Raw genomic sequence first — 22003 nt, 5'->3', positions numbered from 1 at the left:
CCGGCCGGCGGTCACGGATACAGCGTCTCGATCCGCCACCCGTCGCCGGCGCGGTGGAAGACGCGCCGTTCATGCAGGCGGAAAGGCATGTCGCGCCACAGTTCGATCCGCCGCGGCAGCACGCGGAAGCCCGACCAGAAGGGTGGGCGCGGGATCTCCCCGATCGCGTATTTCAGCCCGTATTCCGCGACGGCCCGTTCCAGCGCGAAGCGCGATTCGAGCGGCCGCGACTGCCGCGACGCCCAGGCCCCCAGCCGCGAGGTCCGCGCGCGGGATGCGTAATAGGCATCCGCCTCCTCCTCGGTGACCGCTTCCACGGCGCCTTCGACGCGCACCGACCGGGCCAGCGTCTTCCAGTGGAAGCACAGCGCGGCATTGGGATTGGCGGCGAGCTCGCGGCCCTTGCGGCTCTCAAGGTTGGTGTAGAAGACGAAGCCCCGCGCATCCACGCCCTTGAGCAGCACCATCCGGGCGGAGGGAACGCCCTCCGGCGTCGCGGTGGCCAGGCAGACGGCATTGGCGTCGTTGGGCTCGGATTTCTCGGCCTCGGCCATCCAGGCCTCGAAGATGGCGATCGGGTCGTCGGTGGTGGCGTGGCCATCCATGCGGGCATTCCTCGCGAACCGTGGTCAAGTGGCACCGCCCGGGCGCCGCGCCCAGGCCGGGACGGCGGGGCCGGTGCCGGGCGCAGCCGGTCCCCTGCCTGTATCGGCGTCGGACCGGATGCCGCAAGGGGCGGGAACCTCTTGCTCCTGCCACACCGCCATGGCACCACCGGGGCCTGCCAGCAAACGGGACGAAGACCCCAGTGATGAATGACGCCGCGCCCGAGCCCCGGATCGCCACCGGCACCCTGATGCAGGGCAAGCGGGGCGTCATCATGGGCGTGGCGAATGACCGGTCCATCGCCTGGGGCATCGCCCGCGCCGTGGCCGCGCAGGGCGGGCAGATCGCCTTCACCTACCAGGGGGAGGCGCTGGAGAAGCGCGTCCGTCCGCTGGCCGACAGCATCGGATCCACCCTGGTGCTGCCCTGCGACGTCGCCGACGACGCCTCCATGGACGCGGCCTTCGCGGCCATCGAGAAGGCCTGGGGCAAGATCGACTTCCTGGTCCATGCCATCGGATACGCGGACAAGCAGTTCCTGCGGGGGCGCTACCTCGACACGCCGCGCGCGGCCTTCCTGCAGGCGATGGACATTTCCTGCTTCTCCTTCGTCGCGGTCGGGCAACGGGCGGCAGCGCTGATGTCCGAGGGCGGGTCGCTGCTGACGCTGTCCTACCTGGGCGCGGAGCGCGTCACGCCGCACTACAACGTCATGGGCGTGGCCAAGGCGGCGCTGGAGGCCTCGGTGCGCTACATGGCGACCGACCTCGGCGAGCGCGGCATCCGCGTCAACGCGATCTCCGCCGGCCCGATCAAGACCCTGGCGGCGAGCGGGATCGGCGACTTCCGCTACATCCTGCGCTGGAACCAGTACAATTCGCCGCTGCGCCGGAACGTGACGATCGAGGAAGTGGGCGGGTCGGGGCTGTACCTGCTGTCCGACCTCGCCCAGGGCGTGACCGGTGAAGTCCACCACGTCGATTCCGGCTACCACATCGTCGGCATGAAGAATCCCGACGCGCCGGATATCACGGTGGAGAAGGGCTGACCGCCGCCATCTTCGCGCGCACCCGCCGGTCGTAATCGTCGGCCAGCGCGCCGAGCGCGCCTGCCGCATCCCCTTCGAAGGTCGGCCCGTGCATCAGCGCGAGCCGCCTTGGCGCCAGCCGCGCCAGGCCGCGGATGGTGGCACCCATGCCGGGATTGAGGCTGGAGAAGCCGAACAGATCCTCGGCCTCGATGGCCGGGCCGACGATGTCACCGCCGGTCAGCGCCGCGCCGTTGCCGAGCTGGGTGAACAGGTCGCCGCAGAGCAGAGTGCCGCTCGCTTCCTCATGCAGCACGCCGGCGTCCCAGCCATGCGGGATATGCGGCGTGTCGAGGTAGCGGACGGAAAGCCCGCGGCCGAGTTCAATCCGGGCGCCGTCCTCGAGGATTCGCGGTGGCCGGTCCGCCATGTCGTTCAGCGAGACCATGCAGCCGGTCTGGCCATGCGCGACCTGCGCCTGGGGCGCGACGGCCATCCATTCGTTCATCGCGCCGCATTCATCGGCCTCGTAATGGCCGAAGGCGATCCAGCGGAGGCTCTCGGGCGGGATCAGACGGGCGACGGCGTCGCGCAGGATGGGAAACATCCGCCGCAGCCCGGTGTGGAACAGCAGCGGTTCCTCCCCGCGCAGCAGGAAGTGGTTGAAGGTGAAGCCGGCCGGCGGTGCGATGTCCGGCACATGGACGGACAGGCGATAGATGCTGGCCGCGACCTCGTCGATCTTCGCATCCATGGTCTTTCTCCTGGCGTTTGGGGCGCTCGGATGGCGCCGTCATATTGACTGCACGCGAGTGTTCCATCAAACTGACATCGAAATCAACATTGAATACACATGAGCGTGCAATGAAAATCACATGCCCCGGCCCTATGCCCTGAAGCGCCGCGCCGAACAGCAGGCAGAGACGCGCCTTCGCATCGTCGAGGCTGCCGTCGCCCTGCACGGCAGCGTCGGCCCCGCACGCACCACCTACAGCATGGTCGCCGAGGCGGCGGGCGTGCAGCGCCACACCCTCTATGCCCATTTTCCCGACGAACGGAGCCTGCTGCTCGCCTGTTCCGGCCTGACCGTGGAACGCGACCCGCCGCCCGAGCCCGCCAATTGGCCCGAGGGGCCGGACCGGCTGCGCGCCGGCCTCGATGCGGTCTATGCCTGGTACAGGCGCAACGAGAACCTCGCCGGCTGCGTGCTGCGCGATGCCGAGGTCCATGCGCTGACGCAGGAGGTCAGCGACTTGCGGCTCGGCGCGCCGATGCGGCGCTGCGAGGAGAGCCTCGGCGCGCCGCTCGACCCCACCCAGCGCGCGGTGCTGCGCGTGATGCTGGGCTTCCCCGCCTGGCGCAGCCTGGCGCGCGACAGCGGGTTTGCGCCGGAGCAGGCCGTTGCGGCAGCGATCCGGGCGATCGAGGGGGCGGCCGCCTGACCGCGCGAGCCCCCTCCCGCCACCGCGCGATCTGCTCTAAGCCCGGTAGTCCATGGCCCGACCGACCATCCGCCCCGTTCTGCCGGCCCTGATCGGCCTCACGCTCGCCGCGCCCGCGCTGGCGCAGCAGCCTGCGTCCTGTGCTGCGTCATCCGACGCGCCGCGCACCGCCGCGGAGGTGATCGCCGACGTCAACCGCCAGCGCTGCCCCGCCGGCAGCCGGCTGCGCGTCGCCATGACCATCGCTGGCCAGGCGATCGTCCTGCAGCAATCCGGTATCTGCGAGCCCGACAGCTTCCGCACCATGAGCCGTCGCACGACGGACGATACCCGCGTGCTCGGCGTCACTTGCACCCTCGCCGCGCGCTGAGCATCCCATGTCCCACAACACCTTCGGCCACCTGTTCCGCTTCACCACCTGGGGCGAATCCCACGGTCCCGCCATCGGCTGCGTGGTGGATGGCGTGCCGCCGCGCCTCGCGCTGACCGAGGCCGACATCCAGCCGTGGCTCGACAAGCGCCGCCCGGGTCAGTCGAAATTCGTGACGCAACGCCAGGAACCCGACCAGGTCCGCATCCTTTCCGGCGTCTTCGAGGGGCTGACGACGGGCACGCCCATCGCGCTGCACATCGAGAACACCGACCAGCGCTCCAAGGATTATTCCGAGATCGCCGAGCGTTTCCGCCCCGGCCATGCGGACGTCACCTATGAACTGAAATACGGCATCCGCGACTATCGCGGCGGCGGCCGGTCCTCGGCGCGCGAGACGGCGATGCGCGTCGCCGCCGGCGCTGTGGCGCGCAAGGTGCTCGGACCCGACGTCCGCATCCGTGGCGCGCTGGTGTCGATCGGCGGCGACTGGGTCGATCCCGTGGCCTGGGACTGGGCGGCGGTGGAGGAGAACGCCTTCTTCTGCCCTGACCGCGCGGCGGCCGCGCGGTGGGAGGAACGGCTGCTCGACCTGCGCAAATCCGGCAATTCCGTTGGTGCCGTCATCGAGGTGGTCGCCGAGGGCGTGGCCCCCGGCCTCGGCGCGCCGATCTACGGCAAGTTGGATGCCGACCTCGCTTCGGCGCTGATGTCGATCAACGCCGTGAAGGGGGTCGAGATCGGCGACGGCTTCGGCGCGGCCGCCCTGACAGGTGCCGAGAACGCCGACGAGATGCGGATGAATGCCGATGGCACCGTCGCCTTCCAGTCCAACCATGCGGGCGGGATCCTCGGCGGCATCAGCACCGGCCAGCCCATCGTCGCGCGCTTCGCGGTGAAGCCGACCTCCTCGATCCTGACCCCGCGCGCCGCGGTGGACCGCCAGGGGCGGGAGGTCGAGGTGCAGACCAAGGGCCGCCATGACCCCTGCGTGGGCATCCGCGCGGTGCCGGTGGGCGAGGCGATGCTCGCCATCGTGCTGGCGGACCACCTGCTGCGGCACCGGGCGCAGAACCCGGATGCACCGAGCGTGGCGCGGCTGCCGCGGAACTGAGGACGGGCGCGCGGCTGCTGTTGGGCCGCGCCAGCGTGAATTCGCGCTGGTCTCCCGGCATGAATCAGGATAATATTCCAGGCATCATCGCCCATGCCACGCCCGCGGGCCACGGCCCGCTTGCCGCATCGTCACGCTTGCCGGCGCGCCGCGCAGGAAGAATAAAGCAATAAAATCCTAAAATCCTAAAATCCTAAAGTGCTAAAAATACCACTGCGGATCGGAAGCGTTGCTCCGGTGCGTCGATGGAACGCCCGGCACCAGGTTCCGGTGGTCCAGGATGCACTGCATCCTGGCGGGGTGAGGTTTGGAGAGGGGCAGCGCCCCTCTCCAATGAGCTGTGCCGCGACTGGCCCGTCGGCCTCACGCTTCGCCGCGCCGTTTGCGCTCCGCCTCGCGCAGATAGTCCTCGGTGGTCTTCACCGCCGGCCGGTCCGGGCCGGCGTACGGATCGAGCCCGCCGGTCGTCGCCTCGGTGATGCGGCAGGATTCGCAGAGGTCGAGGATCGCGGCGCGCTCGGGATCGGCGAACATCCAATGCGCCGACAGCTTCGCCTTCACCCGCGCGATGGAGGATTTCGTGCCGAACAGTGTGCCGCAGCGCGGGCAGGCGGCGGGTTCTTCCTGCTTCACCACCTGCGGCGATGCGGCGGCCTCGGCGAAGTTCAGCCGCGGTTCCAGCGCGATGACTTTCTCCGGGCAGGTCGCGACGCACAACCCGCATTGCACGCAGGCATTCTCGAGGAAGCGCAACTGCGGCGTCTCGGGATTGGCGCTGAAGGCCGAGGTCGGGCAGACGGAGGTGCAGGCGAGGCAGAGCGTGCAGCCTGCGGCATCGACGCGCGCGAGCCCGAAGGGTGCCAACGGCGGCATCGGCACCGCCTCGACATGCGCCGCTGCCGCACTGCGCAGCGCGCGGAAGGCCTGCAGCGCCATCTCGCGCGGCGTGCCGATCGCCTGGTGGGTGGATGGCGCGAAGGCGAAGGGCGCGCGGGGCAGGGCGGCCAGGGCCTCGCCGAGGCTGAAGGGATCGTCGGTCTCCACCACCGCCGCGCGCGGGACTGCGTGCTCAAGGCCCGTCCCGGCCAGTGCCGCATTGGCGTAGTCGAGGTTGCGCAGCAGCCCTTCCGCGCCATGCTTCCGCTTGCCAGGCAGCAGTACGCGCAGGGCGCTCGCGCCCCAGGCGAAGGCGCCGGCGATCAGCGACAGGTCGAGCGCCGTCGGCTCGTTCACCAGCAGCGGCAGCACGCGGGCGGGCAATCCATCGCCGTGGCGCGACAGGGCATCGAGCAGCGGTTCGCCCTGCGCGGCGTCGTGCAGCAGCAGCACCGGCGCCTCGCCACCGGCCTCGCGATAGGCCAGCAGCAACCGGCGCAGCCGGCGTGCCAGCGCAGCCGGCGGCGGCAGCGTGTAGGTCGCCGCACCGGTCGGGCAGACGGCGGCACAGGCGCCGCATCCCGCGCAGATCTCCGCGCTGATCACCACCTGGTCCTTGAGCGGCCCGGTGCCCGGCGTGATCGCCCCGGTAGGACAGAGATCGATGCAGCGCGTGCAGCCGTTGCGCCGGTTGCGCGCATGGGCACAGAGCGCGCCGTCGAAGGCGACGAAGCGCGGCTTGTCGAAGGTGCCGACGAGATCACCGGCGGCGGCGATGGTACGTTCCACCGCCGCGGCATCTGCCGGGTCGGCGCGCAGATAGCCCTGGCGCACCTCCGGCGTCGGGAACAGCGGCGGGTTGCCCGTCAGGTCGATCACGATATCGGCGTGGCTCGTCGCGCCATCCTTGCCCGGACCCCACTCATAGCGGGCGCGGGAGGATGGGCGCGGCAGCGCGGCGCCATCGACCGTCACCTCGAAGGCGCCGAGCCAGCCGGTCGCGGCGCGCGCACGGCCCTTGATCACCGGGAAGGGCGCGGCGCGGGCCGGTGTCACATCCTCCGCGCCGGTCAGCAGCACGGTCAGGTCGAGCCGATCCTGCAGCCGGGACGCGGCCTCCAGCGCCACGGCATCGCGGCCAAGCACCAGCGTCACACCCTGGCTTTCCAGTGGCACCAGCGGCGTCGCGGGCATCGGCTCGGCAGCGGCGGCGATCAGCGCGGCCATCTTGGCGCCGGCATTGCGGCCCTCGACGGCCCAGCCGGCGTGCTCGCGAATGTTGACGAAGGTGGGGGTGGGCGCGCCGGCCTGCTCGGCCTCCTGCGTGAACAGCGGGGCCTGGGCGGTGCAGGCGACGGTCAGCGGGCGGCCGGTGGCCAGCGCCGCGGTGAAGCGGTCGAGCTGCGCCATGCAGAGCTGCTCGGCGCCCCGCAGTTCCGCCCCGCAGCCGCGCGCGATGGCCTTGGCGTCGAGGCGCATGGTGTCTTCGCAACTGCACACCAGGGCGATGCGCCCAACCGTTCCGCTCATCGACAGAAACTTCCTCCGGCGCGCGCCCTGCTGGACCAGCAGGGTCGCGGGCATATATGCCGAGCATAACAGTGTTGCGAGGGAGCGCGTGTCCGAGGGCCTGCCCGAATTGCCGAGCGTCTTCACCCCCATCGTCGCGCTGCGCGAGGGTGGCGATGCTATGGCGCGCGCCGTGGCGATGGCGCCGGACCATGGCGCGGGCACGCTCGTCTGGGTGCGGTCCTGGGCGCGGGTGGAAGCGGCGGTGGTGCTGGAGCCGGAGCAGGCGTTGTCCGCTGCGCGGCCGGCGCTGCTGGCCGGGTTAGTGGCCGCGGCGGATGCGCTCGGTCCCTATGGTCCGCCGGAACTGCCGCTGACCTTCGACTGGCCGGCGACGATCCGGCTGAATGGCGGCGTGATCGGCCAGGCGCGATTCGCGGCACCCCCTGGCTGTGCCGAGGCGGCCGTGCCGGGCTGGATCGTGGTCGGTATCGAACTCGCCTTCGCCGCCACGGTGGACACCGAGCCTGGGCGCCAGCCAGACCGCACGACGCTGTTCGAGGAAGGCTATGACGACGTGACGCCGGCCGACCTGACCGCGGCCTGGGCGCGGCACCTGATGGCGACGCTCGCGGATTGGCAGGCGGGCGGCTTCCGGGTGGTGGCGGAGCGCTATCTGGCGCGGCTCGATCCTGCGCTGGCGCAGGGTACACGGCGCGGGATCGACCCGGCGACGGGAGACCTCGTCATCGAGCGCGACGGCGCGCCGGAACGGATGGCCCTGGCCGAGGCGGTGTCGGCATGACGCGATTGCTGCGCACGATCCGCCTTGACGCTTCGGACGCGCTGGTGTTCCCGCGCGCTGCCGATCCGGGCGAATGGGCGGTCCCGGGCGGCTTCTGCTTCTGGGATGACGATGTGGCGGCACTCGAAGGCAAGCGCCGCCAGGCGTTCCGCGCGGGGTTCCTCGGCCTTGCCAGCTTCGGCTGGTCCACCTTGGTCGAGGTCGCGGAGGCGAACGCGGCGGAACGCGAGGCGGCCGTCGCCGCACTCGCCGCCCACATCCGCAGCGCCCATGGCGCGCCGGACGATGCCGCGGCACGCGCTGCCGCCGAGGAGGAGATCGCCTTCGCCGAGACGCTGTGCGAGCATCCGCCCGGCACCCTGGTCGCGCTGGCGCGCACTGCCGAAGGCGGCGATGTCCGCGAGCGCTTCCGCACCCTGCACGAACGCCCGCAGGAACATCGCGCCTTCGAGACGCTGCCGGTCTTCGCAGCCGTGTCGGTCGAGGGCGAGGAGGAGGCACCGATCCTGCCCGACTTGGCGCGCATGGCACGGACACCGCGATGAGCATGGCACTTTCACCCGGCGACTTCTGGGTCGCCTCCGGCCATCACCTCTGTGACGTGGCCGAGCATGGCCGCCTGGCCGCGACGGCGGATCTGTGGCGCGCCTTCCTCGCGCGGCCAGAACTGATCCCGCCCGAGGAAGCCTGTGACGCCGAGCGCGCGTTGCATGCCGCGCTGATGGAGGACCCGGCGCAGGCCGTGTCGTCTGCACGGATCGTCGCGCTGGCGGATGCGGATGCGCGGGAGAATTTCGGGCATTTCCTCGCCTTCCGCGACCGCGTGATCGCACAGCCCTCGCTCGAGGCCGCCTGGATCGCGCTGTATCGCGACGGCGTGGCCGGCATCCCGCCGATCCTGCTGCAGATGCTGACGCATCTCGTCGCCCGCGCGGCGCTTGAAGGGGAGGGCGATCCCTTCGCTCTGCGCGCGGGGGAATTGCTGTTCCGCACCCAGCGCGCCGCCATCCACCAGGGCGCGATGCTGCTGGCGGATGAGGAGGTCGTCGAGATGCGCGGCCGCGACGGCGGCTTCGGCGCACTCGGCCAATTGCTGGTCGAAGCCGGCGCACCGCCGCGCGAGGTCGAACTCGACGTGCTGGGCGACGCCAATGCGCATCTCTATCACGGGCGATCGGATGCGCATGACTTCGCGCTCGACATCGCCGAGGGACGCGACGGGCAGCGGGGCATCGCCCGCGCGCTGGAACGCTTCATCGCCCATCTGTTCGGGGAAGCGGTGACGATACGCGCCGTGCCGGTCATCGAGGATGCCAACTGGACCTGGCATGTCGGTCTCGATGCCGAGGCGAGCGCGATCGCCAACGATCTGTGGAACGGCAAGAAGGTGCGGCAGGAACGGCTCGCACGCATCCTCTGGCTCGGCGTGCTGGAATTCGGTGATGCGTCGCGCGTGCTGCCGCGCGTCGCGGGCCGGCCGGTCTATCTCGCACTCGCGATGGATGCGGCGAACCGGCTGCGCATGAAGCCGCAGAACCTCGTCACTGGCCTGCCGCTGACGGCGCGGGAGGATGCGGCATGACGCTGGACGTCCCGGGCAGCATTTACATCTCGGTCGGCGTGGTGGCCGAACGCCGCCCTGGCGCGACGCCCTGGGCCGAGCATGCCTGGGTGGCGCGGGAGGTGCTGGAGGACGCGCCGGCGCTGCCGCCCTGGACCATGCTGCGGGAGGAAGCGGGCCGCACCCTGTTCTTCGCCGGCATCGCCGAGGTGGCGCTGCATCCGACCGACACCGACAACTACATCCACAACCTGCAGCAGGAGAATCCGCGCATCTGGGTCGTGCTCCGTCCGGTGGAACAGGCCCCCGGGTATCGGCTGCAGGCCGTCACCGTCGATGCGGGGGAAGCGGAACTCTACGCCGGACCGGGCTCCGACCTGCTGGAGGCGCTGCCGTTGCCGGCCGGGCTGCGGGTGGTTCTCGAAGGCTTCATCGCCGAACACCACAAGCCGCGTGAATTCCACAAGCGCAAGCGCGACCGGGCGGATACCGAAGCACTTGGCCGCCGTTCGCGGCTGGAGGAGACATGAGCGAGGAAGGCTTCCTCTCCCGCTGGTCGCGGCGCAAGCGCGCCGCGGAGGCCGGGCAGCCGGCCGAGGAACCGGTCGCGGTCGAACCGGGCCCCGCGGAGCCGCTCGCTCCGGCGCCGGAGGAACCGCCCTTCGACATCACCACCCTGCCACCGATCGAGAGCCTGTCGATCGAAAGCGACTTCGCCGCCTTCCTGCGCAAGGAAGTGCCGGAGGCGCTGAAGCGCGCGGCGCTGCGCAAGGCGTGGTCGCTTGATCCGGCGATCCGCGACTTCGTTGGTCCCGCCGACTACGCCTGGGATTACAACGCGCCCGATGGCGTGCCCGGCGCCTCGTTCGACCTGACGGGCAACATCAAGGACATGCTCGCCCGCGTCTTCGGTGTACCGGAGGACACCCCGGCCACGGCATCGCCCGTCGCGGAACCGGACAGCGAGGCCCCCGCACCGACTGTGGACCAGGCCGTGCCGCCAGCGCCGGTCGCGCTCGCCGAGGCGCCGGCCGCCGAGGCCGCTGACACCCCCGCGCCCACGCCGCGCCGCCATGGTTCCGCTCTGCCGAATTGATAGGAATTCGCAAGAACTCGTAACGATTTCATGGAGTTGTTTTGCGCAGCCTACTCAGAGTAAAATTGTCGGAAATGGGAGGACCGGGAGCAGTCGCGGCATGTCCATGACGGGCGACGGTGACAGGGTTGGCGGGTCGATCACGACCGAGCGCGCGAGGTTGTTCGCACTTCTCGGCCGTCTCCTCGTGGCTGCGCCCGATGCCATGCTGCTCGATGCTCTGGCCCGTCTGCGCGGCGACCGCACCACACTTGGCGAGGCCTATGGCGCCCTGGCCCGCGCGGCGGCGGCGACCGACAGCGTCGCCGCGGAACGCGAATTCCACGACCTGTTCGTCGGCCTCGGGCGCGGCGAGTTGCTGCCCTTCGCCTCCTACTACATCACCGGCTTCCTGCATGAACGCCCGCTCGCGGAGATCCGCGGCGCGCTCGCACGGCTCGGGCTGGAACGCAGCGAGGGCATCGCCGAACCGGAAGACCACATCGGCACGGTCTGCGAGGTCTATGCCGGGCTGCTGTCCGGCAGCTTCGAGGGCGGCGCCGCCGCGGCCGAGGATTTCTTCGACACGCACATGCGGCCCTGGGCGGGCCGCTTTTTCACCGATCTCGAATCAACGGGGGCGGCGCGCTTCTACGGCGCCGTCGGGCGGCTCGGCCGCACCGCGATCGAGATCGAGCAGGCGGCCATGGGGCTGCCGGCATGAGGGTTCTGGGAGACGGGTGAGATGAGCACGAAGGACAGTGACGTGGCCGAGCGCCGGGGCTTCCTGCGGGCGCTGGGCCTTGGCGGCGTTGCCGCCGCGGCCGCCGCCGGGACCGTCGAGGCGGCCGGGACCTATGACCCGCAACGCGCCGATGCCGTGCCGCCGGCGCTCGCACGCAAGGAGGACGCGGCCGAGCGCATCAAGGCGCGCTACCAGCCCAATGCCGCCGACGTGCAGGCCTATTATCGCACCAACCGCTACGGCGGCTGAGCGCGCAACGAGAGGGAGGCAAACCCCATGCTGATCAAGCGTTCCGAAGCGCGCGCGGGCCGGCAGCGCCTTGCCGCGGCCTATGCCGGACTGTCCCCGGGCGGGCTTGATCGCCGCGCCTTCCTGAAGCAGGCGGGTGTCACCGGCGTCGGCCTGTCCGCACTCGGCGCCATTCCGCTGACCACGGTGCGCCCCGCCGCGGCCGGACCGGTGAACCATGCCGAGCCGGTCACGCGGGTGAAGAACATCTGCACCCATTGTTCGGTGGGCTGCACCGTGACGGCCGAAGTGCAGAACGGCGTCTGGGTTGGCCAGGAGCCGTCCTGGGACAGCCCGATCAACCGCGGCACGCATTGCGCGAAGGGTGCGGCGATCCGCGAGCTGGTGCATGGCGAACGGCGCCTGAAGTACCCGATGAAGAAGGTCAACGGGCAGTGGCAGCGGATCGACTGGGACACCGCGCTGAACGAGATCGCCGACAAGCTGATGGCGATCCGCCAGGCGAGCGGGCCTGACGCGGTCTTCTGGCTCGGCAGCGCCAAGCAGTCCAATGAGGGTTCCTACCTGATGCGGAAGTTCGCCGCCTTCTGGGGGACGAACAACGTCGATCACCAGGCGCGCATCTGCCATTCGACGACCGTTGCCGGCGTGGCCAATACCTGGGGCTACGGCGCGATGACGAACAGCTACAACGACATCCGCAATTCCAAGACGATGATCATCATGGGCGGCAATCCCGCCGAGGCGCATCCGGTCTCGCTCCAGCACCTGCTGTCGGGCAAGGAGATGAACCGCGCCAACATGATCGTCATCGATCCGCGCTTCACGCGCACGGCGGCGCACGCGACCGAATATGTGCGCATCCGCCCGGGCACCGACATCCCGGTGGTCTGGGGTATGCTCTGGCACATCTTCCAGAATGGCTGGGAGGACAAGGAGTTCATCCGCCAGCGCGTCTACGGCATGGACGACATCCGCGCCGAGGTCGCGAAGTGGAATCCGCAGGAGGTCGAGCGGGTCACCGGCGTGCCGGAGGCGCAGCTGCGCAAGGTCGCGGAGAAGTTCGCGAAGGAGAAGCCGGCGACGCTCATCTGGTGCATGGGCGCGACCCAGCACACCGTGGGCACCGCCAATGTGCGCGCCTTCTGCGTATTGACGCTGGCCACCGGCAATGTCGGCGGCAACGGCAACGGCGCCAACATCTTCCGTGGCCACTGCAACGTGCAGGGCGCGACCGATGTCGGCCTCGATGTCGTGACGCTGCCGCACTACTACGGCCTCGACGCCAATGCCTGGCGGCATTGGTCACGCGTCTGGGATGTCAGCTACGAAAGCATGATGTCGCGGTTCGACAGCCCGCAGATGGCCGAGACGCCGGGCATTCCGACGACACGCTACTTCGATGCCATCCTGCTGCCGAAGGACCAGGTGCAGCAGCGCGACAACCTGAAGGGCATGGTGGTGTTCGGCCATGGCGGCAACACCGTCACCCGCATGCCCGAAGCCGCCCGCGGGCTTGAGAAGCTCGACCTGCTGGTGGTGGCCGATCCGGTTCCGACCACCTTCGCTGTGCTGGCGAACCGGCAGGACAACACCTACCTGCTGCCGATCTGCACGCAGCTCGAATGCACGGGCAGCAGGACGGCGTCGAACCGTTCGCTCCAGTGGGGCGAGCAGATCGTCAAGCCGCTGTTCGAATCGAAGAACGACTATGAGGCGATGTACCGCCTGGCCGGCGCGCTCGATCGCGCGGCGGAGCGGCGCAGCATGACCATCCGCTTCCAGGCGGAGATGTTCAAATCCTACCAGGTGAACGGGCAGGAGCCGACCGCGGAGAGCATCCTGAAGGAGATGAACCGCGGCGCGCTCAGCACCGGCTATTCCGGCCAGTCGCCGGAGCGCCTGAAGCTGCACATGGCGAACCAGCAGCATTTCGACCTGGTGACCCTGCGCGGCAAGGAAGGCACGCCGGTCGCCGGCGAGTTCTACGGCCTGCCCTGGCCCTGCTGGGGCACGCCGGAGATGAAGCATCCCGGCACGCACATCCTCTACAACACCAACCTGCATGTGAAGGAAGGCGGCGGCACCTTCCGTGCGCGCTTCGGCGTGGAGCGCAACGGCGTCTCGCTGCTGGCCGAGGGCTCCTATTCCAAGGGCTCCGAACTGACCGATGGCTATCCCGAATTCACCACGGCGGTGCTGCAGCGCCTTGGGTGGCTCGACCAGCTGACGGAGGCGGAGAAGGCGCAGATCGCGCGGCAAGGCGGCACGGCGTCCTGGGCCACCGACCTTTCCGCCGGCATCATCCGCGTCGCCATGGAGCATGGCTGCGTGCCCTATGGCAACGCCAAGGCCCGCGCCAATGCGTGGAACCTGCCGGACCCCGTGCCGGTGCACCGCGAGCCGATCTACACGCCGCGCACCGACCTGATCGCGCAGTATCCGACGCTGTCGGACCGCCGCGCCTTCCGGCTGCCGAACATCGGTCAGACGGTGCAGAACCGGGCCAAAGACCTCGCGCCGAACTTCCCGATCATCCTCTCCTCCGGCCGTCTGGTGGAATACGAGGGCGGCGGCGAGGAGACGCGGTCGAACAGGTGGCTCGCGGAGCTTCAGCAGGACATGTTCGTCGAGATCAACCCTGCCGACGCGGCGTCGCGGAACATCCGTGACGGCGGCTGGGTGCTCGTGAACGGTCCCGAGATGCCGCAAGGCAAGGCGGTGCGGGTCAAGGCGCTGGTGACCGAGCGCGTGGGCCCCGGCGTGGCGTGGATGCCCTTCCACTTCGCCGGTTGGTTCATGCAGGAGGATCAGCGAAGCCGCTATCCGCAGGGCGCCGATCCCATCGTGCTCGGCGAATCGGTGAACACCGTCACAACCTACGGCTACGATCCCGTGACCTTCATGCAGGAAACCAAGGTCACTCTCTGTCAGATCCGCGCGGCTTGAGGGAGGGCACGGACAATGGCCCGCATGAAGTTCCTGCTCGACGCCGAGCGCTGCATCGAATGCAACGCCTGCGTCACCGCCTGCAAGAACGAGAACGAGGTGCCCTGGGGCATCAACCGCCGCCGCGTCGTCACCATCAATGACGGCAAGCCGGGGGAACGGTCGGTCTCCATGGCCTGCATGCACTGTACGGATGCGCCCTGCGCGGCGGTCTGCCCGGTGTCGTGCTTCTACACCACGGCCGATGCGGTGGTGCTGCACGACAAGGACCTGTGCATCGGCTGCGGCTACTGCTTCTACGCCTGCCCCTTCGGTGCGCCGCAGTATCCGCGCCTCGGCAATTTCGGCAGCCGTGGCAAGATGGACAAGTGCACCTACTGCGCCGGCGGCCCGCAGGCCGACAACTCCGAGGCGGAGTACATCCAGTACGGATCGAACCGCCTGGCACAAGGCAAGCTGCCGCTCTGCGCCGAGATGTGTTCGACCAAGGCGCTGCTCGCCGGCGATGGCGAGGTGATCGCCCAGATCTACCGTGAACGCGTGCAGCGGCGCGGCTACGGCTCAGGCGCCTGGGGCTGGCGTACCGCCTATCGCGAAACCGTGGCGATCTGAGGGAGGCACCGCGATGAAGATCCGCATCCTCGCCTTGCTTCTCGCACTGGCCTGTGCCGGTGCCGGCCCTGCCTTCGCGCAGGGCACGACGGCCACGCCACCGTTGGCCGACGAACTCGCCATCCAGGCACTGCTGCGTGGCGAACCCGTGCATGGCCGCATCACCATTCCCGACCAGCGCGCGGCGAACCTCATCCAGCCGCAGGGCCGCGAATGGCGTGAATTCCACAATGTGACGCTGGCCTGGGTGGGCGGCATCGCGGTGCTGGGCATGTTCGCCCTGCTGGCCGTGTTCCGCCTGGCCAAGGGACGCATCCCGATCGAGGGTGGGCGGTCGGGCCGCACCATCCTGCGCTTCAATGTCTTCGAGCGCGCAAACCATTGGATGGTCGCGTCCAGCTTCATCGTGCTGGCGCTGTCGGGGCTGAACCTGACCTTCGGCCGCCACATCCTGCTGCCGCTGGTGGGGCCGGAAGCGTTCACCGCGATCAGCCATTGGGGCAAGATGGCCCACAACTTCCTGGCCTTCCCCTTCACCCTCGGCCTGGTGCTGATGGTGCTGATCTGGGCGAAGGACAACATTCCGAACGGCACTGATATCCGCTGGTTGAAGGCCGGCGGTGGCCTGGTCGGGCATGGGGAACCCGACAGCGGCCGCTTCAATGCCGGGCAGAAGGGGATCTTCTGGATCACCGTGCTCGGCGGCGCGGCGGTGACGGTGACCGGCTACATGCTGGTCTTCCCCTTCGTCTTCGCCGACGTGAACGGCATGCAGCTCAGCCACATGATCCACAGCATCGTCGCGGTGCTGATGATCGCGGTGATGCTGGCGCATATCTACATCGGCACGGTCGGCATGGACGGCGCGGTCGAGGCGATGACCACCGGCCAGGTGGACCTGAACTGGGCGAAGCAGCATCACAACCTCTGGGTCGCGCAGGAGATGGCCAAGGGCCGCGGCGCCGCCCAGCCGGACAGCGCGAAGGCTGCCGGCGCCGATTGACGGCGCCCGTTCCGGGACGCACATCACGCGGGCGCATGGCGATGGTCATGCGCCCGTCGTATTTCGGGGAACAGACGTGACGCGCATCATCGGCCTCGCCGGCTGGAGCGGGGCAGGCAAGACGACCCTGATGATCAAGCTGCTGCCCAGCCTGATCGGACGCGGGCTTGCGGTGTCGACGCTGAAGCACGCCCATCATCGCTTCGATGTCGATGTGCCGGGCAAGGATTCGTATGAGCATCGCCGCGCCGGGGCGCAGCAGGTCATGGTCGCATCCGGTGCGCGCTGGGCGCTGATGACGGAACTGCGCACGGCGCGGGAGCCGACGCTGCCCGAACTCGTCGCGCGCATGGACCCCGTGGATCTGATCATTGTCGAGGGCTTCAAGCGCGACGCGCATCCGAAGATCGAGATCCATCGCGCCGCCAACGAGAAGCCCTGGATGCGTCCCGACATGCCGGGGATCGTCGCCGTCGCTTCCGACGTGCCCGCGCCCTACGACCTGCCGCGCGCGCATCTCGACGACATCGAGGCGATCGCCGCGCTCGTGCTGGCCCACGCCGCGCCGCTCGAGGCCGTAGCCTGGGCGCAGCGGCAGGAGGCCTGAGTGGCGCAACTCAGCGACGACTGCTTCGCCTTCGGCGGCACCCTCATGTCGGTGGAGGAGGCGCAGGCGCTGATCATCGACCGCATCCCCGCCGCCGAGGGCGAGGAGCAGGTGCCGCTGACTGCCGCGCGCGGCCGGGTGCTGGCGCGCGACCTTCTTGCCGGAACGCCGCTGCCGCCCTTCGCGAATGCCGCCGTGGATGGCTGGGCCTTCCGTCATGCCGATCTGCTGCCCGACGCGCCGACGCGACTGGTCGAGGCCGGGCGCGTCGCCGCTGGGCAGGCCGCCGCGCGGCCGGTCGCGCCGGGGGAGGCGATGCGCGTTTTCACCGGCGCGCCGATGCCCCCCGGTGCCGACACCTGCGTGATGCAGGAGGACGTGGCGCAGGACGGTTCCGCCATACTGGTGCCGCAGGGCCTCAAGCGCGGTGCGAATGCCCGCCCGGCGGGGGAGGACGTCGCGCTCGGTGCGCTGGCGCTGCCCGCCGGCCGGTTGATCGGCCCGGCCGAGGCGGGGCTGGCTGCGGCGCTCGGCCAGGCGGTCCTGGCGGTGCGGCGGCGGCCGCGCGTGGGTGTCTTCTCGACCGGGGATGAACTGGCTGAACCGGGCGGCGAGTTGGGGCCGGCGCAAACCTATGACAGCAACCGCTTCACGCTGCTCGCGCTGCTCGCGGGCCTGCCCTGCGAGGCGCGCGACCTCGGCATCCTGCCCGACGACCCCGTCCGCACTGCCGTCGCTCTGGCCAAGGCCGCGCGCGACCATGACGTGCTGTTGACCAGCGGCGGTGTCTCGACCGGGGAGGAGGACCATGTCCGCGCCGCCATCAAGACGGGCGGACGGCTGGTGTTCTGGCGCCTCGCCGTGAAGCCGGGGCGCCCGGCGGCGATGGGCGTGGTGGAAGGGACGCCCGTGATCGGGCTGCCGGGCAATCCGGTGGCTGCGGTGGTGTGCTTCCTGCACCTCGCGCGGCCGCTGCTGCTGCGCCTGGCCGGGGCCGAGGACCGGCCGCTGCCGCGCTTCGCCGTGACGGCGGACTTCGCCTATCGCAAGAAGGCAGGGCGGCGCGAATACGTCCGCGTCACGCTGGCAACAGCGGACGGGCAGACACGTGCGCGCAAATTCCCGCGCGAGGGCGCGGGCTTGCTGACGTCACTGACGGAATCGCACGGCTTCGCCGAATTGCCGGAGGCAATCACCGCCGTGGCGCCGGGCGACGCCATCACCGTGCTGCCCTTCGCCGGCATGCTGTAGTGGACGCCGCCATTTCGGCGCTGTTGCTCTGCGCCCTGGGCGTGGTGCTGATGCGGCACGACCTGCGCGGCCTGATCCGTCGCCGGACCTGGCGGAGCACCGAGGCGCGGATCACCTTCCTGCCCGAAGCGACCGGCCCGTCCTGGCGCATCGACTTTATCCTGCCCGATGGTGCGCCGGTCAGCGTGCTCACCCGCGATCTGCGCCTGGTGGCGCGGCGGGCGGAGAATGGGCGGGTGCGCTTGCTCTACGACCCGGTGGCGCCGGACCGCGTGGACCTGCCGGGCCCGCCTGGGATCGGCCTGGTGGTGGGGCTGGCGCTGGCGGGGCTTGGCGTCGCGCAGCTGCTGCGCTGACGCCGGCGCGTCAGATCCGTGCGCCCGAGGTCGTAAAGGCGACCTGCGCCGTCTGCTGGAACCTGGTGTCGAGGACATAGGCCGCGCCGACCGCGACGATGACCGCGATGACGATGCCCGACAGGATGGCCTTCATTCTGGCATTTCCCTCACACGCAACTCATTCGTCTATGGCGACGCGCCGGGCCGAATGCAACAGCGGCATCAGGCGTTCGGCTTCAGCGAGGTCCTCGGGCGCATTGGCGTTGAAGAAGGGATCGACGGGCGTGGCTGGCCAATCGGCATGGGCGCAACCGTGGCGTGCGGTCCAGCGGTCGATCTTGCGCTCGCCGGCCAGCAAGGCGGCGCGCAGATCCGCCCGCAGCGCCACGGGCCACAGCCCGACGGGCGGGTGCGTCTGCCCGTCCGACCGCGCGCAGGCCAAGGGCGTCTCGGCGGCCGCGCGCGCCGCATGCAGCGTGGTGACGAGGTCTTCCGGAATGAAGGGCGAATCGCCCGGCACCGACACCATCCAGGGCAACTCGGGCCGATGCTCCGCCGCCCAGTCCAGCGCCGCCAGGATACCGGCGAGCGGACCCGGATGGTCCGGCAGGCCATCGGCGACGACCGGCAGGCCATAACCCGCGAAGCGCGCCGGATCGCCATTCGCGTTCAGGATCACCGCCGCCACCTGCGGCGCCAAGCGCCCGAGCGCGTGGTCCAGCATCGGTCGCCCGCCCAGCAGCCGCAGCGGCTTGTCGCCGCCGCCCATGCGTCGCGCCAGCCCGCCGGCGAGGATGCAGCCCAGCGTATCAGCCCGCATCGTCGCCCGCCGCCATCGCCTCGGCGCTGTTCTTGCGCCAGTGCTTCGCGGACTCCTCCTCGACGTAGTTGAGGTCGGCGTCGAACACGATGCGATCCTCCCCCGCCAGCGCTACGAAGCGCTTACCTTTGCAGCGGCCAATCAGCGTCAACCCGGCCTCCTTCGCCAGTTCGACGCCCCAGGCGGTGAAGCCGGATCGCGAGACCAGGATCGGGATGCCCATGCGCACCGTCTTGATGACCATCTCCGAGGTCAGCCGCCCGGTGGTGTAGAAGATCTTGTCATCCGGGGTTTCGCGCGCGCGGAACATCCAGCCGGCGATCTTGTCCACGGCGTTGTGGCGGCCGACATCTTCCATATAGACGACCGGCTGGTCGCGCAGGCACAGCGCGCAGCCATGGATCGCACCGGCTTCCAGGTACAGCGTCGGCAGCGTGTTGATCCGGTGCAGCAGGCGGTACAGCCAGGATGTGCGGAGTTCCGACTTCGCCAGCCGCACCTGCGCGAAGCCTTCCATCAAATCGCCGAAAGCGGTCCCCTGCGCGCAGCCGGACGTCAGTGTCTTCTTCCGCAGCTTCTCCTCGAAATCCGTCCGCTCCGGCGTGCGCACGATGACCACGCCAAGATCGTCGTCGTAATCCACGCCCGTGACCACGGCATCCGGCTTCAGCATCCCCTGGTTCAGCAGGTAGCCCAGGGCGAGATCCTCCGGCCGGTCGCCGATCGTCATCATGGTGACGATCTCCTGTCCGTTGAGGAACAGGGTCAGCGGGCGCTCGACGGTGACGGAGGTCTCGATCGGCGCACCGGTATGGTCCACGCCGCTGACGCGGCGCGTCAGGCGCGGATCGGTGGGGTCGGGCTTGACGCGGAGCAGGTCGGACATGGAAGGCAGATGGCGCGGAGACGGGACCGGCGCAAGTTCGGAGGGGCGCCGCCCCTCCGAGCCACCCCGCCAAACGGCAGTGCCGTTTGGATAGCCGTCACCCGGCGCCGGGCGCGGCAGGCAGCGCGATGCCGCGCCCGGCGTAGAAGCGGGCGAACTCGGCGACGGGCAGGCGCGCGTCGCGCTGCGACGCATCGGTGTCGCCGGATGGGTTGTGGAAGCGCAGCACGTCGTCCTCGGCACCGAAGACCAGCACCAGATGGCCGCCGCGCGCGGGCGGTTCCGCATCGGCGCGGCGGATCGCGGGATGCACCGAGGCGATGAACAGGCCGCCATCACGCACCATCGCCGGGATTTCTTCGGCCGGCACATCGACGCGCACCTCGGCGGAGACGCGCGGCACCGCGCACAGCCATTCCGCGGCCGGCGCGTAGATCAATCCGCGGATACCGCCATCCGGCTGCACGACGTAGCCGCCGCGTCTCGTCAGTTCCCGCGCCAGGTCGAAGGCGCGCGGCGGCTCCATCCCGCGCGCCGCGACCGCCATGCGGAGGCAAGCGACGCCGCAGAGATGATCCGCCCAGGTCTCGTAATCCGCCGCCCCCGCCGCGCCGGAACGCGGCCAGAGCGGATCATCCGCCGCACGCAACGTGCCGGCGAGGATCTCGGCGATGCGGTCGGCGGATTCCCACTGCCCGAAGTAGGGTGGGATCACCGCGGTCCCTGCGCCCGGCCGCGCCGCCAGACATCGTCGGGCGGAGACCAGTTGGCGGTGTCGCGCAATTCCTTCGCCAGGCCCTCGGCCATCGCCTCGAAGATCGCCTTGCCCTTCTCAGGCGTGGCCGCACGCGCATCGCCACGCACACCGGTCACGGGCGCGCGTTCGGAGAAGGACCAGAAGCGTGAGGACACCTGCTGCCCGGCGTCGAAATTCCCGGGCGAGACCGAGTTCGCGATCTCGCCCATCCGCACCTGCGCGGGGTCGAGATGCATCCAGATGCTCGTCTCGCCCTCGCAGGCGTGGTGGATGGCCTTCTGCGCCGTCAGCGCCGCGGAGATCGCGGCGGGTGCGACCTTGGTGATGGTCGTGGTCAGCACCGGGATGCCGAATTCATGCGCGAGTTCCCGCGCCGAGACGGCGAGCGGGTCGATGTTTCCGCCATGCGAGTTGAACAGCATGACGCGGGAGAAGCCATCCGCGAGCAGCGACTTCACGATGCAGCGCAGCACCGCGGCGAAGGTCGCGTAGTCGAGGCTGATCGTCCCGCCGAAGGGGAAGTGATGCTCGGAAAGGCCGAGCCACATCGGTGGCGTCACCACGGCCGGCAGGTCGGCGCAGAGTTCCGCCGCGCGGACCGACACCGAATGGCCGATGAAGCTGTCCGTCCAGACCGGCAGGTGCGGGCCGTGCTGCTCCAGGCTCGCAACGGGAACGACGACGACGGCGTTGCGTTCGGCCAGTGCGCGCAGTTCCGGCGCGGTCAGGCGTTCCCAGCGGGTTTCGGTCATGTCAGCCCCTTCCCATGGCGTAGAATTCGTCATTGGGGCGCAGATTGGTCACGTTGGCCAGACGGTTCGACATGCCGAAGAAGGCGGCGATGGCGGCGATGTCCCAGATCGCTTCCTCATCGAAGCCGGCCTTGCGCAGCGCCTTGTGGTCGTCCTCGTTCACCTCGTTGGCGCGCAGCGTCACCTTGATGGCGAATTCCAGCATCGCCTTCTGCTTGTCGGTGATGTCCGCCTTGCGCCAATTGGCGGCGATCTGATCGGCGATCAGCGGGTTCTTCGCGCGGATGCGCAGGATCGCGCCATGTGCCACGACGCAGTACTGGCACTGGTTCAGCGCGGAGACGGCGACGACGATCATCTCCCGTTCCGCCTTGGACAGCCCCTCGGCCTTGTCCATCAGTGTGTCGTGATAGGCCATGAAGGCGCGGAATTCCGCCGGCCGGTGCGCGAGCATCAGGAAGACGTTGGGGATGAAGCCCGACTTCTCCTGCACCGTCAGGATGCGCGTGCGGATGTCCTCGGGCAGCGTCTTGATGTCGGGGATTGGCGTGCGGGCGATGGGCTTCGTCATGGGATCCGTCCTGGCGTTGTTTGCTGGACGGTGTCGCGCCATGGGAGGCCGCTCGCAAGGGGTTCATTGGAGGGGCCT

Annotated in this window: 26 protein-coding genes; 17 read left to right on the top strand and 9 right to left on the bottom strand. The window is 69.7% G+C overall.

Annotated elements, in window-relative coordinates:
- Nucleotides 1–11: 11 nt before the first annotated feature.
- Complete coding sequence (gene pdxH, locus AC2YHJ_RS05775) at nt 12–605, bottom strand: pyridoxamine 5'-phosphate oxidase (protein WP_487394574.1); 594 nt, start codon at nt 603–605, stop codon at nt 12–14.
- 206 nt (nt 606–811) lie between these two features.
- Here pdxH and fabI point away from each other — a divergent pair, with 206 nt between their 5' ends.
- The gene (fabI, locus tag AC2YHJ_RS05770; RefSeq protein ID WP_487394572.1) at nt 812–1654 is read left to right on the top strand and encodes an enoyl-ACP reductase FabI; all 843 of its coding nucleotides are present in this window, start codon (nt 812–814) and stop codon (nt 1652–1654) included.
- On the opposite strand, the gene AC2YHJ_RS05765 is transcribed toward fabI, so the two are convergent.
- Complete coding sequence (locus tag AC2YHJ_RS05765; protein WP_487394571.1) at nt 1635–2387, bottom strand: oxygen-binding di-iron domain-containing protein; 753 nt, start codon at nt 2385–2387, stop codon at nt 1635–1637. The genes fabI and AC2YHJ_RS05765 overlap by 20 nt on opposite strands.
- A 121-nt stretch (nt 2388–2508) precedes the next feature.
- Between AC2YHJ_RS05765 and AC2YHJ_RS05760 the strand changes: the two genes are divergently transcribed.
- From AC2YHJ_RS05760 to aroC, 3 genes are read left to right on the top strand one after another with little or no spacing between them, the layout of a single operon-like run.
- The gene (locus AC2YHJ_RS05760; RefSeq protein WP_487394570.1) at nt 2509–3075 is read left to right on the top strand and encodes a TetR/AcrR family transcriptional regulator; all 567 of its coding nucleotides are present in this window, start codon (nt 2509–2511) and stop codon (nt 3073–3075) included.
- A gap of 52 nt (nt 3076–3127) precedes the next feature.
- Nucleotides 3128–3445, top strand: coding sequence for a hypothetical protein (locus AC2YHJ_RS05755; RefSeq protein WP_487394569.1), 318 nt, complete (start codon nt 3128–3130; stop codon nt 3443–3445).
- 7 nt (nt 3446–3452) lie between these two features.
- A complete protein-coding gene (gene aroC, locus AC2YHJ_RS05750; protein WP_487394568.1) occupies nt 3453–4559 on the top strand; it encodes a chorismate synthase in 1107 nt (368 codons plus the stop codon).
- A gap of 363 nt (nt 4560–4922) precedes the next feature.
- Here aroC and AC2YHJ_RS05745 read toward each other — a convergent pair whose 3' ends face one another.
- Complete coding sequence (locus AC2YHJ_RS05745; RefSeq protein ID WP_487394566.1) at nt 4923–6965, bottom strand: 4Fe-4S dicluster domain-containing protein; 2043 nt, start codon at nt 6963–6965, stop codon at nt 4923–4925.
- An 88-nt stretch (nt 6966–7053) separates the two neighbouring features.
- Here AC2YHJ_RS05745 and AC2YHJ_RS05740 point away from each other — a divergent pair, with 88 nt between their 5' ends.
- From AC2YHJ_RS05740 to AC2YHJ_RS05680, 13 genes are all read left to right on the top strand, one after another.
- Nucleotides 7054–7749, top strand: coding sequence for a biotin/lipoate--protein ligase family protein (locus AC2YHJ_RS05740; protein ID WP_487394565.1), 696 nt, complete (start codon nt 7054–7056; stop codon nt 7747–7749).
- On the top strand, nt 7746–8294 hold the full coding sequence (locus AC2YHJ_RS05735; protein ID WP_487394563.1) for a DUF6505 family protein: 549 nt from the start codon (nt 7746–7748) through the stop codon (nt 8292–8294). The genes AC2YHJ_RS05740 and AC2YHJ_RS05735 overlap by 4 nt, the downstream gene beginning before the upstream one ends.
- Nucleotides 8291–9331: a DUF6352 family protein gene (locus tag AC2YHJ_RS05730; RefSeq protein ID WP_487394562.1), complete on the top strand. Its 1041-nt coding sequence runs from the start codon at nt 8291–8293 to the stop codon at nt 9329–9331. The genes AC2YHJ_RS05735 and AC2YHJ_RS05730 overlap by 4 nt, the downstream gene beginning before the upstream one ends.
- Nucleotides 9328–9840, top strand: a complete 513-nt coding sequence (locus tag AC2YHJ_RS05725; protein WP_487394560.1) for a DUF3305 domain-containing protein — start codon at nt 9328–9330, stop codon at nt 9838–9840. Before AC2YHJ_RS05730 ends, AC2YHJ_RS05725 begins: the two co-directional genes overlap by 4 nt.
- Nucleotides 9837–10406 (top strand): DUF3306 domain-containing protein, encoded by a 570-nt coding sequence (locus AC2YHJ_RS05720; protein ID WP_487394559.1) that lies wholly within the window; start codon nt 9837–9839, stop codon nt 10404–10406. Before AC2YHJ_RS05725 ends, AC2YHJ_RS05720 begins: the two co-directional genes overlap by 4 nt.
- A 100-nt stretch (nt 10407–10506) precedes the next feature.
- Nucleotides 10507–11109 carry a TorD/DmsD family molecular chaperone gene (locus AC2YHJ_RS05715; protein ID WP_487394558.1) on the top strand — a complete coding sequence of 201 codons (603 nt, stop codon included), beginning with the start codon at nt 10507–10509 and terminating at the stop codon, nt 11107–11109.
- Between the two features lie 21 nt (nt 11110–11130).
- Complete coding sequence (locus tag AC2YHJ_RS05710) at nt 11131–11379, top strand: hypothetical protein (RefSeq protein WP_487394557.1); 249 nt, start codon at nt 11131–11133, stop codon at nt 11377–11379.
- 27 nt (nt 11380–11406) lie between these two features.
- Complete coding sequence (locus AC2YHJ_RS05705) at nt 11407–14328, top strand: formate dehydrogenase subunit alpha (RefSeq protein ID WP_487394556.1); 2922 nt, start codon at nt 11407–11409, stop codon at nt 14326–14328.
- A gap of 15 nt (nt 14329–14343) precedes the next feature.
- Nucleotides 14344–14940, top strand: a complete 597-nt coding sequence (gene fdh3B, locus AC2YHJ_RS05700) for a formate dehydrogenase FDH3 subunit beta (RefSeq protein WP_487394554.1) — start codon at nt 14344–14346, stop codon at nt 14938–14940.
- Between the two features lie 13 nt (nt 14941–14953).
- Complete coding sequence (locus tag AC2YHJ_RS05695; protein ID WP_487394553.1) at nt 14954–15943, top strand: formate dehydrogenase subunit gamma; 990 nt, start codon at nt 14954–14956, stop codon at nt 15941–15943.
- A gap of 76 nt (nt 15944–16019) precedes the next feature.
- The gene (mobB, locus tag AC2YHJ_RS05690; RefSeq protein WP_487394551.1) at nt 16020–16550 is read left to right on the top strand and encodes a molybdopterin-guanine dinucleotide biosynthesis protein B; all 531 of its coding nucleotides are present in this window, start codon (nt 16020–16022) and stop codon (nt 16548–16550) included.
- Complete coding sequence (locus AC2YHJ_RS05685; protein ID WP_487394550.1) at nt 16551–17801, top strand: molybdopterin molybdotransferase MoeA; 1251 nt, start codon at nt 16551–16553, stop codon at nt 17799–17801. It abuts the gene before it with no gap.
- Nucleotides 17801–18157: a DUF3592 domain-containing protein gene (locus tag AC2YHJ_RS05680; RefSeq protein WP_487394548.1), complete on the top strand. Its 357-nt coding sequence runs from the start codon at nt 17801–17803 to the stop codon at nt 18155–18157. The genes AC2YHJ_RS05685 and AC2YHJ_RS05680 overlap by 1 nt, the downstream gene beginning before the upstream one ends.
- A 10-nt stretch (nt 18158–18167) precedes the next feature.
- On the opposite strand, the gene AC2YHJ_RS05675 is transcribed toward AC2YHJ_RS05680, so the two are convergent.
- The 6 genes from AC2YHJ_RS05675 to AC2YHJ_RS05650 form a co-directional block, all read right to left on the bottom strand.
- Nucleotides 18168–18293 (bottom strand): hypothetical protein, encoded by a 126-nt coding sequence (locus AC2YHJ_RS05675; RefSeq protein ID WP_487394547.1) that lies wholly within the window; start codon nt 18291–18293, stop codon nt 18168–18170.
- Between the two features lie 24 nt (nt 18294–18317).
- Nucleotides 18318–18959 carry a molybdenum cofactor guanylyltransferase MobA gene (mobA, locus tag AC2YHJ_RS05670; RefSeq protein ID WP_487394545.1) on the bottom strand — a complete coding sequence of 214 codons (642 nt, stop codon included), beginning with the start codon at nt 18957–18959 and terminating at the stop codon, nt 18318–18320.
- Nucleotides 18949–19845, bottom strand: coding sequence for a formate dehydrogenase accessory sulfurtransferase FdhD (gene fdhD, locus AC2YHJ_RS05665; protein ID WP_487394544.1), 897 nt, complete (start codon nt 19843–19845; stop codon nt 18949–18951). Before fdhD ends, mobA begins: the two co-directional genes overlap by 11 nt.
- Before the next feature lie 97 nt (nt 19846–19942).
- Nucleotides 19943–20560, bottom strand: coding sequence for a hypothetical protein (locus tag AC2YHJ_RS05660; RefSeq protein ID WP_487394542.1), 618 nt, complete (start codon nt 20558–20560; stop codon nt 19943–19945).
- Nucleotides 20557–21354, bottom strand: coding sequence for a creatininase family protein (locus AC2YHJ_RS05655; RefSeq protein ID WP_487394541.1), 798 nt, complete (start codon nt 21352–21354; stop codon nt 20557–20559). Before AC2YHJ_RS05655 ends, AC2YHJ_RS05660 begins: the two co-directional genes overlap by 4 nt.
- Nucleotide 21355: 1 nt before the next feature.
- The gene (locus tag AC2YHJ_RS05650) at nt 21356–21925 is read right to left on the bottom strand and encodes a peroxidase-related enzyme (RefSeq protein WP_487394539.1); all 570 of its coding nucleotides are present in this window, start codon (nt 21923–21925) and stop codon (nt 21356–21358) included.
- Nucleotides 21926–22003: the final 78 nt, after the last annotated feature.

This window comes from Roseomonas sp. SRI_022, from assembly GCF_057586215.1.
The sequence above is the reverse complement of the archived record's forward strand: the minus strand, read 5'-3'. Positions and strand labels throughout refer to the sequence as shown.

What these genes read in the sequence shown, in the direction of transcription:
- AC2YHJ_RS05695 (WP_487394553.1), top strand. Translation starts at nt 14,954, where the DNA reads ATGAAGATCCGCATCCTCGCCTTGCTTCTCGCACTGGCCTGTGCCGGT.
- aroC (WP_487394568.1), top strand. Translation starts at nt 3,453, where the DNA reads ATGTCCCACAACACCTTCGGCCACCTGTTCCGCTTCACCACCTGGGGC.
- AC2YHJ_RS05760 (WP_487394570.1), top strand. Translation starts at nt 2,509, where the DNA reads ATGCCCCGGCCCTATGCCCTGAAGCGCCGCGCCGAACAGCAGGCAGAG.
- fdhD (WP_487394544.1), bottom strand. Translation starts at nt 19,845, where the DNA reads ATGTCCGACCTGCTCCGCGTCAAGCCCGACCCCACCGATCCGCGCCTG.
- AC2YHJ_RS05655 (WP_487394541.1), bottom strand. Translation starts at nt 21,354, where the DNA reads ATGACCGAAACCCGCTGGGAACGCCTGACCGCGCCGGAACTGCGCGCA.
- mobA (WP_487394545.1), bottom strand. Translation starts at nt 18,959, where the DNA reads ATGCGGGCTGATACGCTGGGCTGCATCCTCGCCGGCGGGCTGGCGCGA.
- AC2YHJ_RS05705 (WP_487394556.1), top strand. Translation starts at nt 11,407, where the DNA reads ATGCTGATCAAGCGTTCCGAAGCGCGCGCGGGCCGGCAGCGCCTTGCC.
- AC2YHJ_RS05725 (WP_487394560.1), top strand. Translation starts at nt 9,328, where the DNA reads ATGACGCTGGACGTCCCGGGCAGCATTTACATCTCGGTCGGCGTGGTG.
- AC2YHJ_RS05730 (WP_487394562.1), top strand. Translation starts at nt 8,291, where the DNA reads ATGAGCATGGCACTTTCACCCGGCGACTTCTGGGTCGCCTCCGGCCAT.
- AC2YHJ_RS05710 (WP_487394557.1), top strand. Translation starts at nt 11,131, where the DNA reads ATGAGCACGAAGGACAGTGACGTGGCCGAGCGCCGGGGCTTCCTGCGG.
- AC2YHJ_RS05755 (WP_487394569.1), top strand. Translation starts at nt 3,128, where the DNA reads ATGGCCCGACCGACCATCCGCCCCGTTCTGCCGGCCCTGATCGGCCTC.
- fdh3B (WP_487394554.1), top strand. Translation starts at nt 14,344, where the DNA reads ATGGCCCGCATGAAGTTCCTGCTCGACGCCGAGCGCTGCATCGAATGC.
- AC2YHJ_RS05735 (WP_487394563.1), top strand. Translation starts at nt 7,746, where the DNA reads ATGACGCGATTGCTGCGCACGATCCGCCTTGACGCTTCGGACGCGCTG.
- AC2YHJ_RS05720 (WP_487394559.1), top strand. Translation starts at nt 9,837, where the DNA reads ATGAGCGAGGAAGGCTTCCTCTCCCGCTGGTCGCGGCGCAAGCGCGCC.
- AC2YHJ_RS05715 (WP_487394558.1), top strand. Translation starts at nt 10,507, where the DNA reads ATGTCCATGACGGGCGACGGTGACAGGGTTGGCGGGTCGATCACGACC.
- AC2YHJ_RS05675 (WP_487394547.1), bottom strand. Translation starts at nt 18,293, where the DNA reads ATGAAGGCCATCCTGTCGGGCATCGTCATCGCGGTCATCGTCGCGGTC.
- AC2YHJ_RS05765 (WP_487394571.1), bottom strand. Translation starts at nt 2,387, where the DNA reads ATGGATGCGAAGATCGACGAGGTCGCGGCCAGCATCTATCGCCTGTCC.
- fabI (WP_487394572.1), top strand. Translation starts at nt 812, where the DNA reads ATGAATGACGCCGCGCCCGAGCCCCGGATCGCCACCGGCACCCTGATG.
- AC2YHJ_RS05650 (WP_487394539.1), bottom strand. Translation starts at nt 21,925, where the DNA reads ATGACGAAGCCCATCGCCCGCACGCCAATCCCCGACATCAAGACGCTG.
- AC2YHJ_RS05745 (WP_487394566.1), bottom strand. Translation starts at nt 6,965, where the DNA reads ATGAGCGGAACGGTTGGGCGCATCGCCCTGGTGTGCAGTTGCGAAGAC.
- pdxH (WP_487394574.1), bottom strand. Translation starts at nt 605, where the DNA reads ATGGATGGCCACGCCACCACCGACGACCCGATCGCCATCTTCGAGGCC.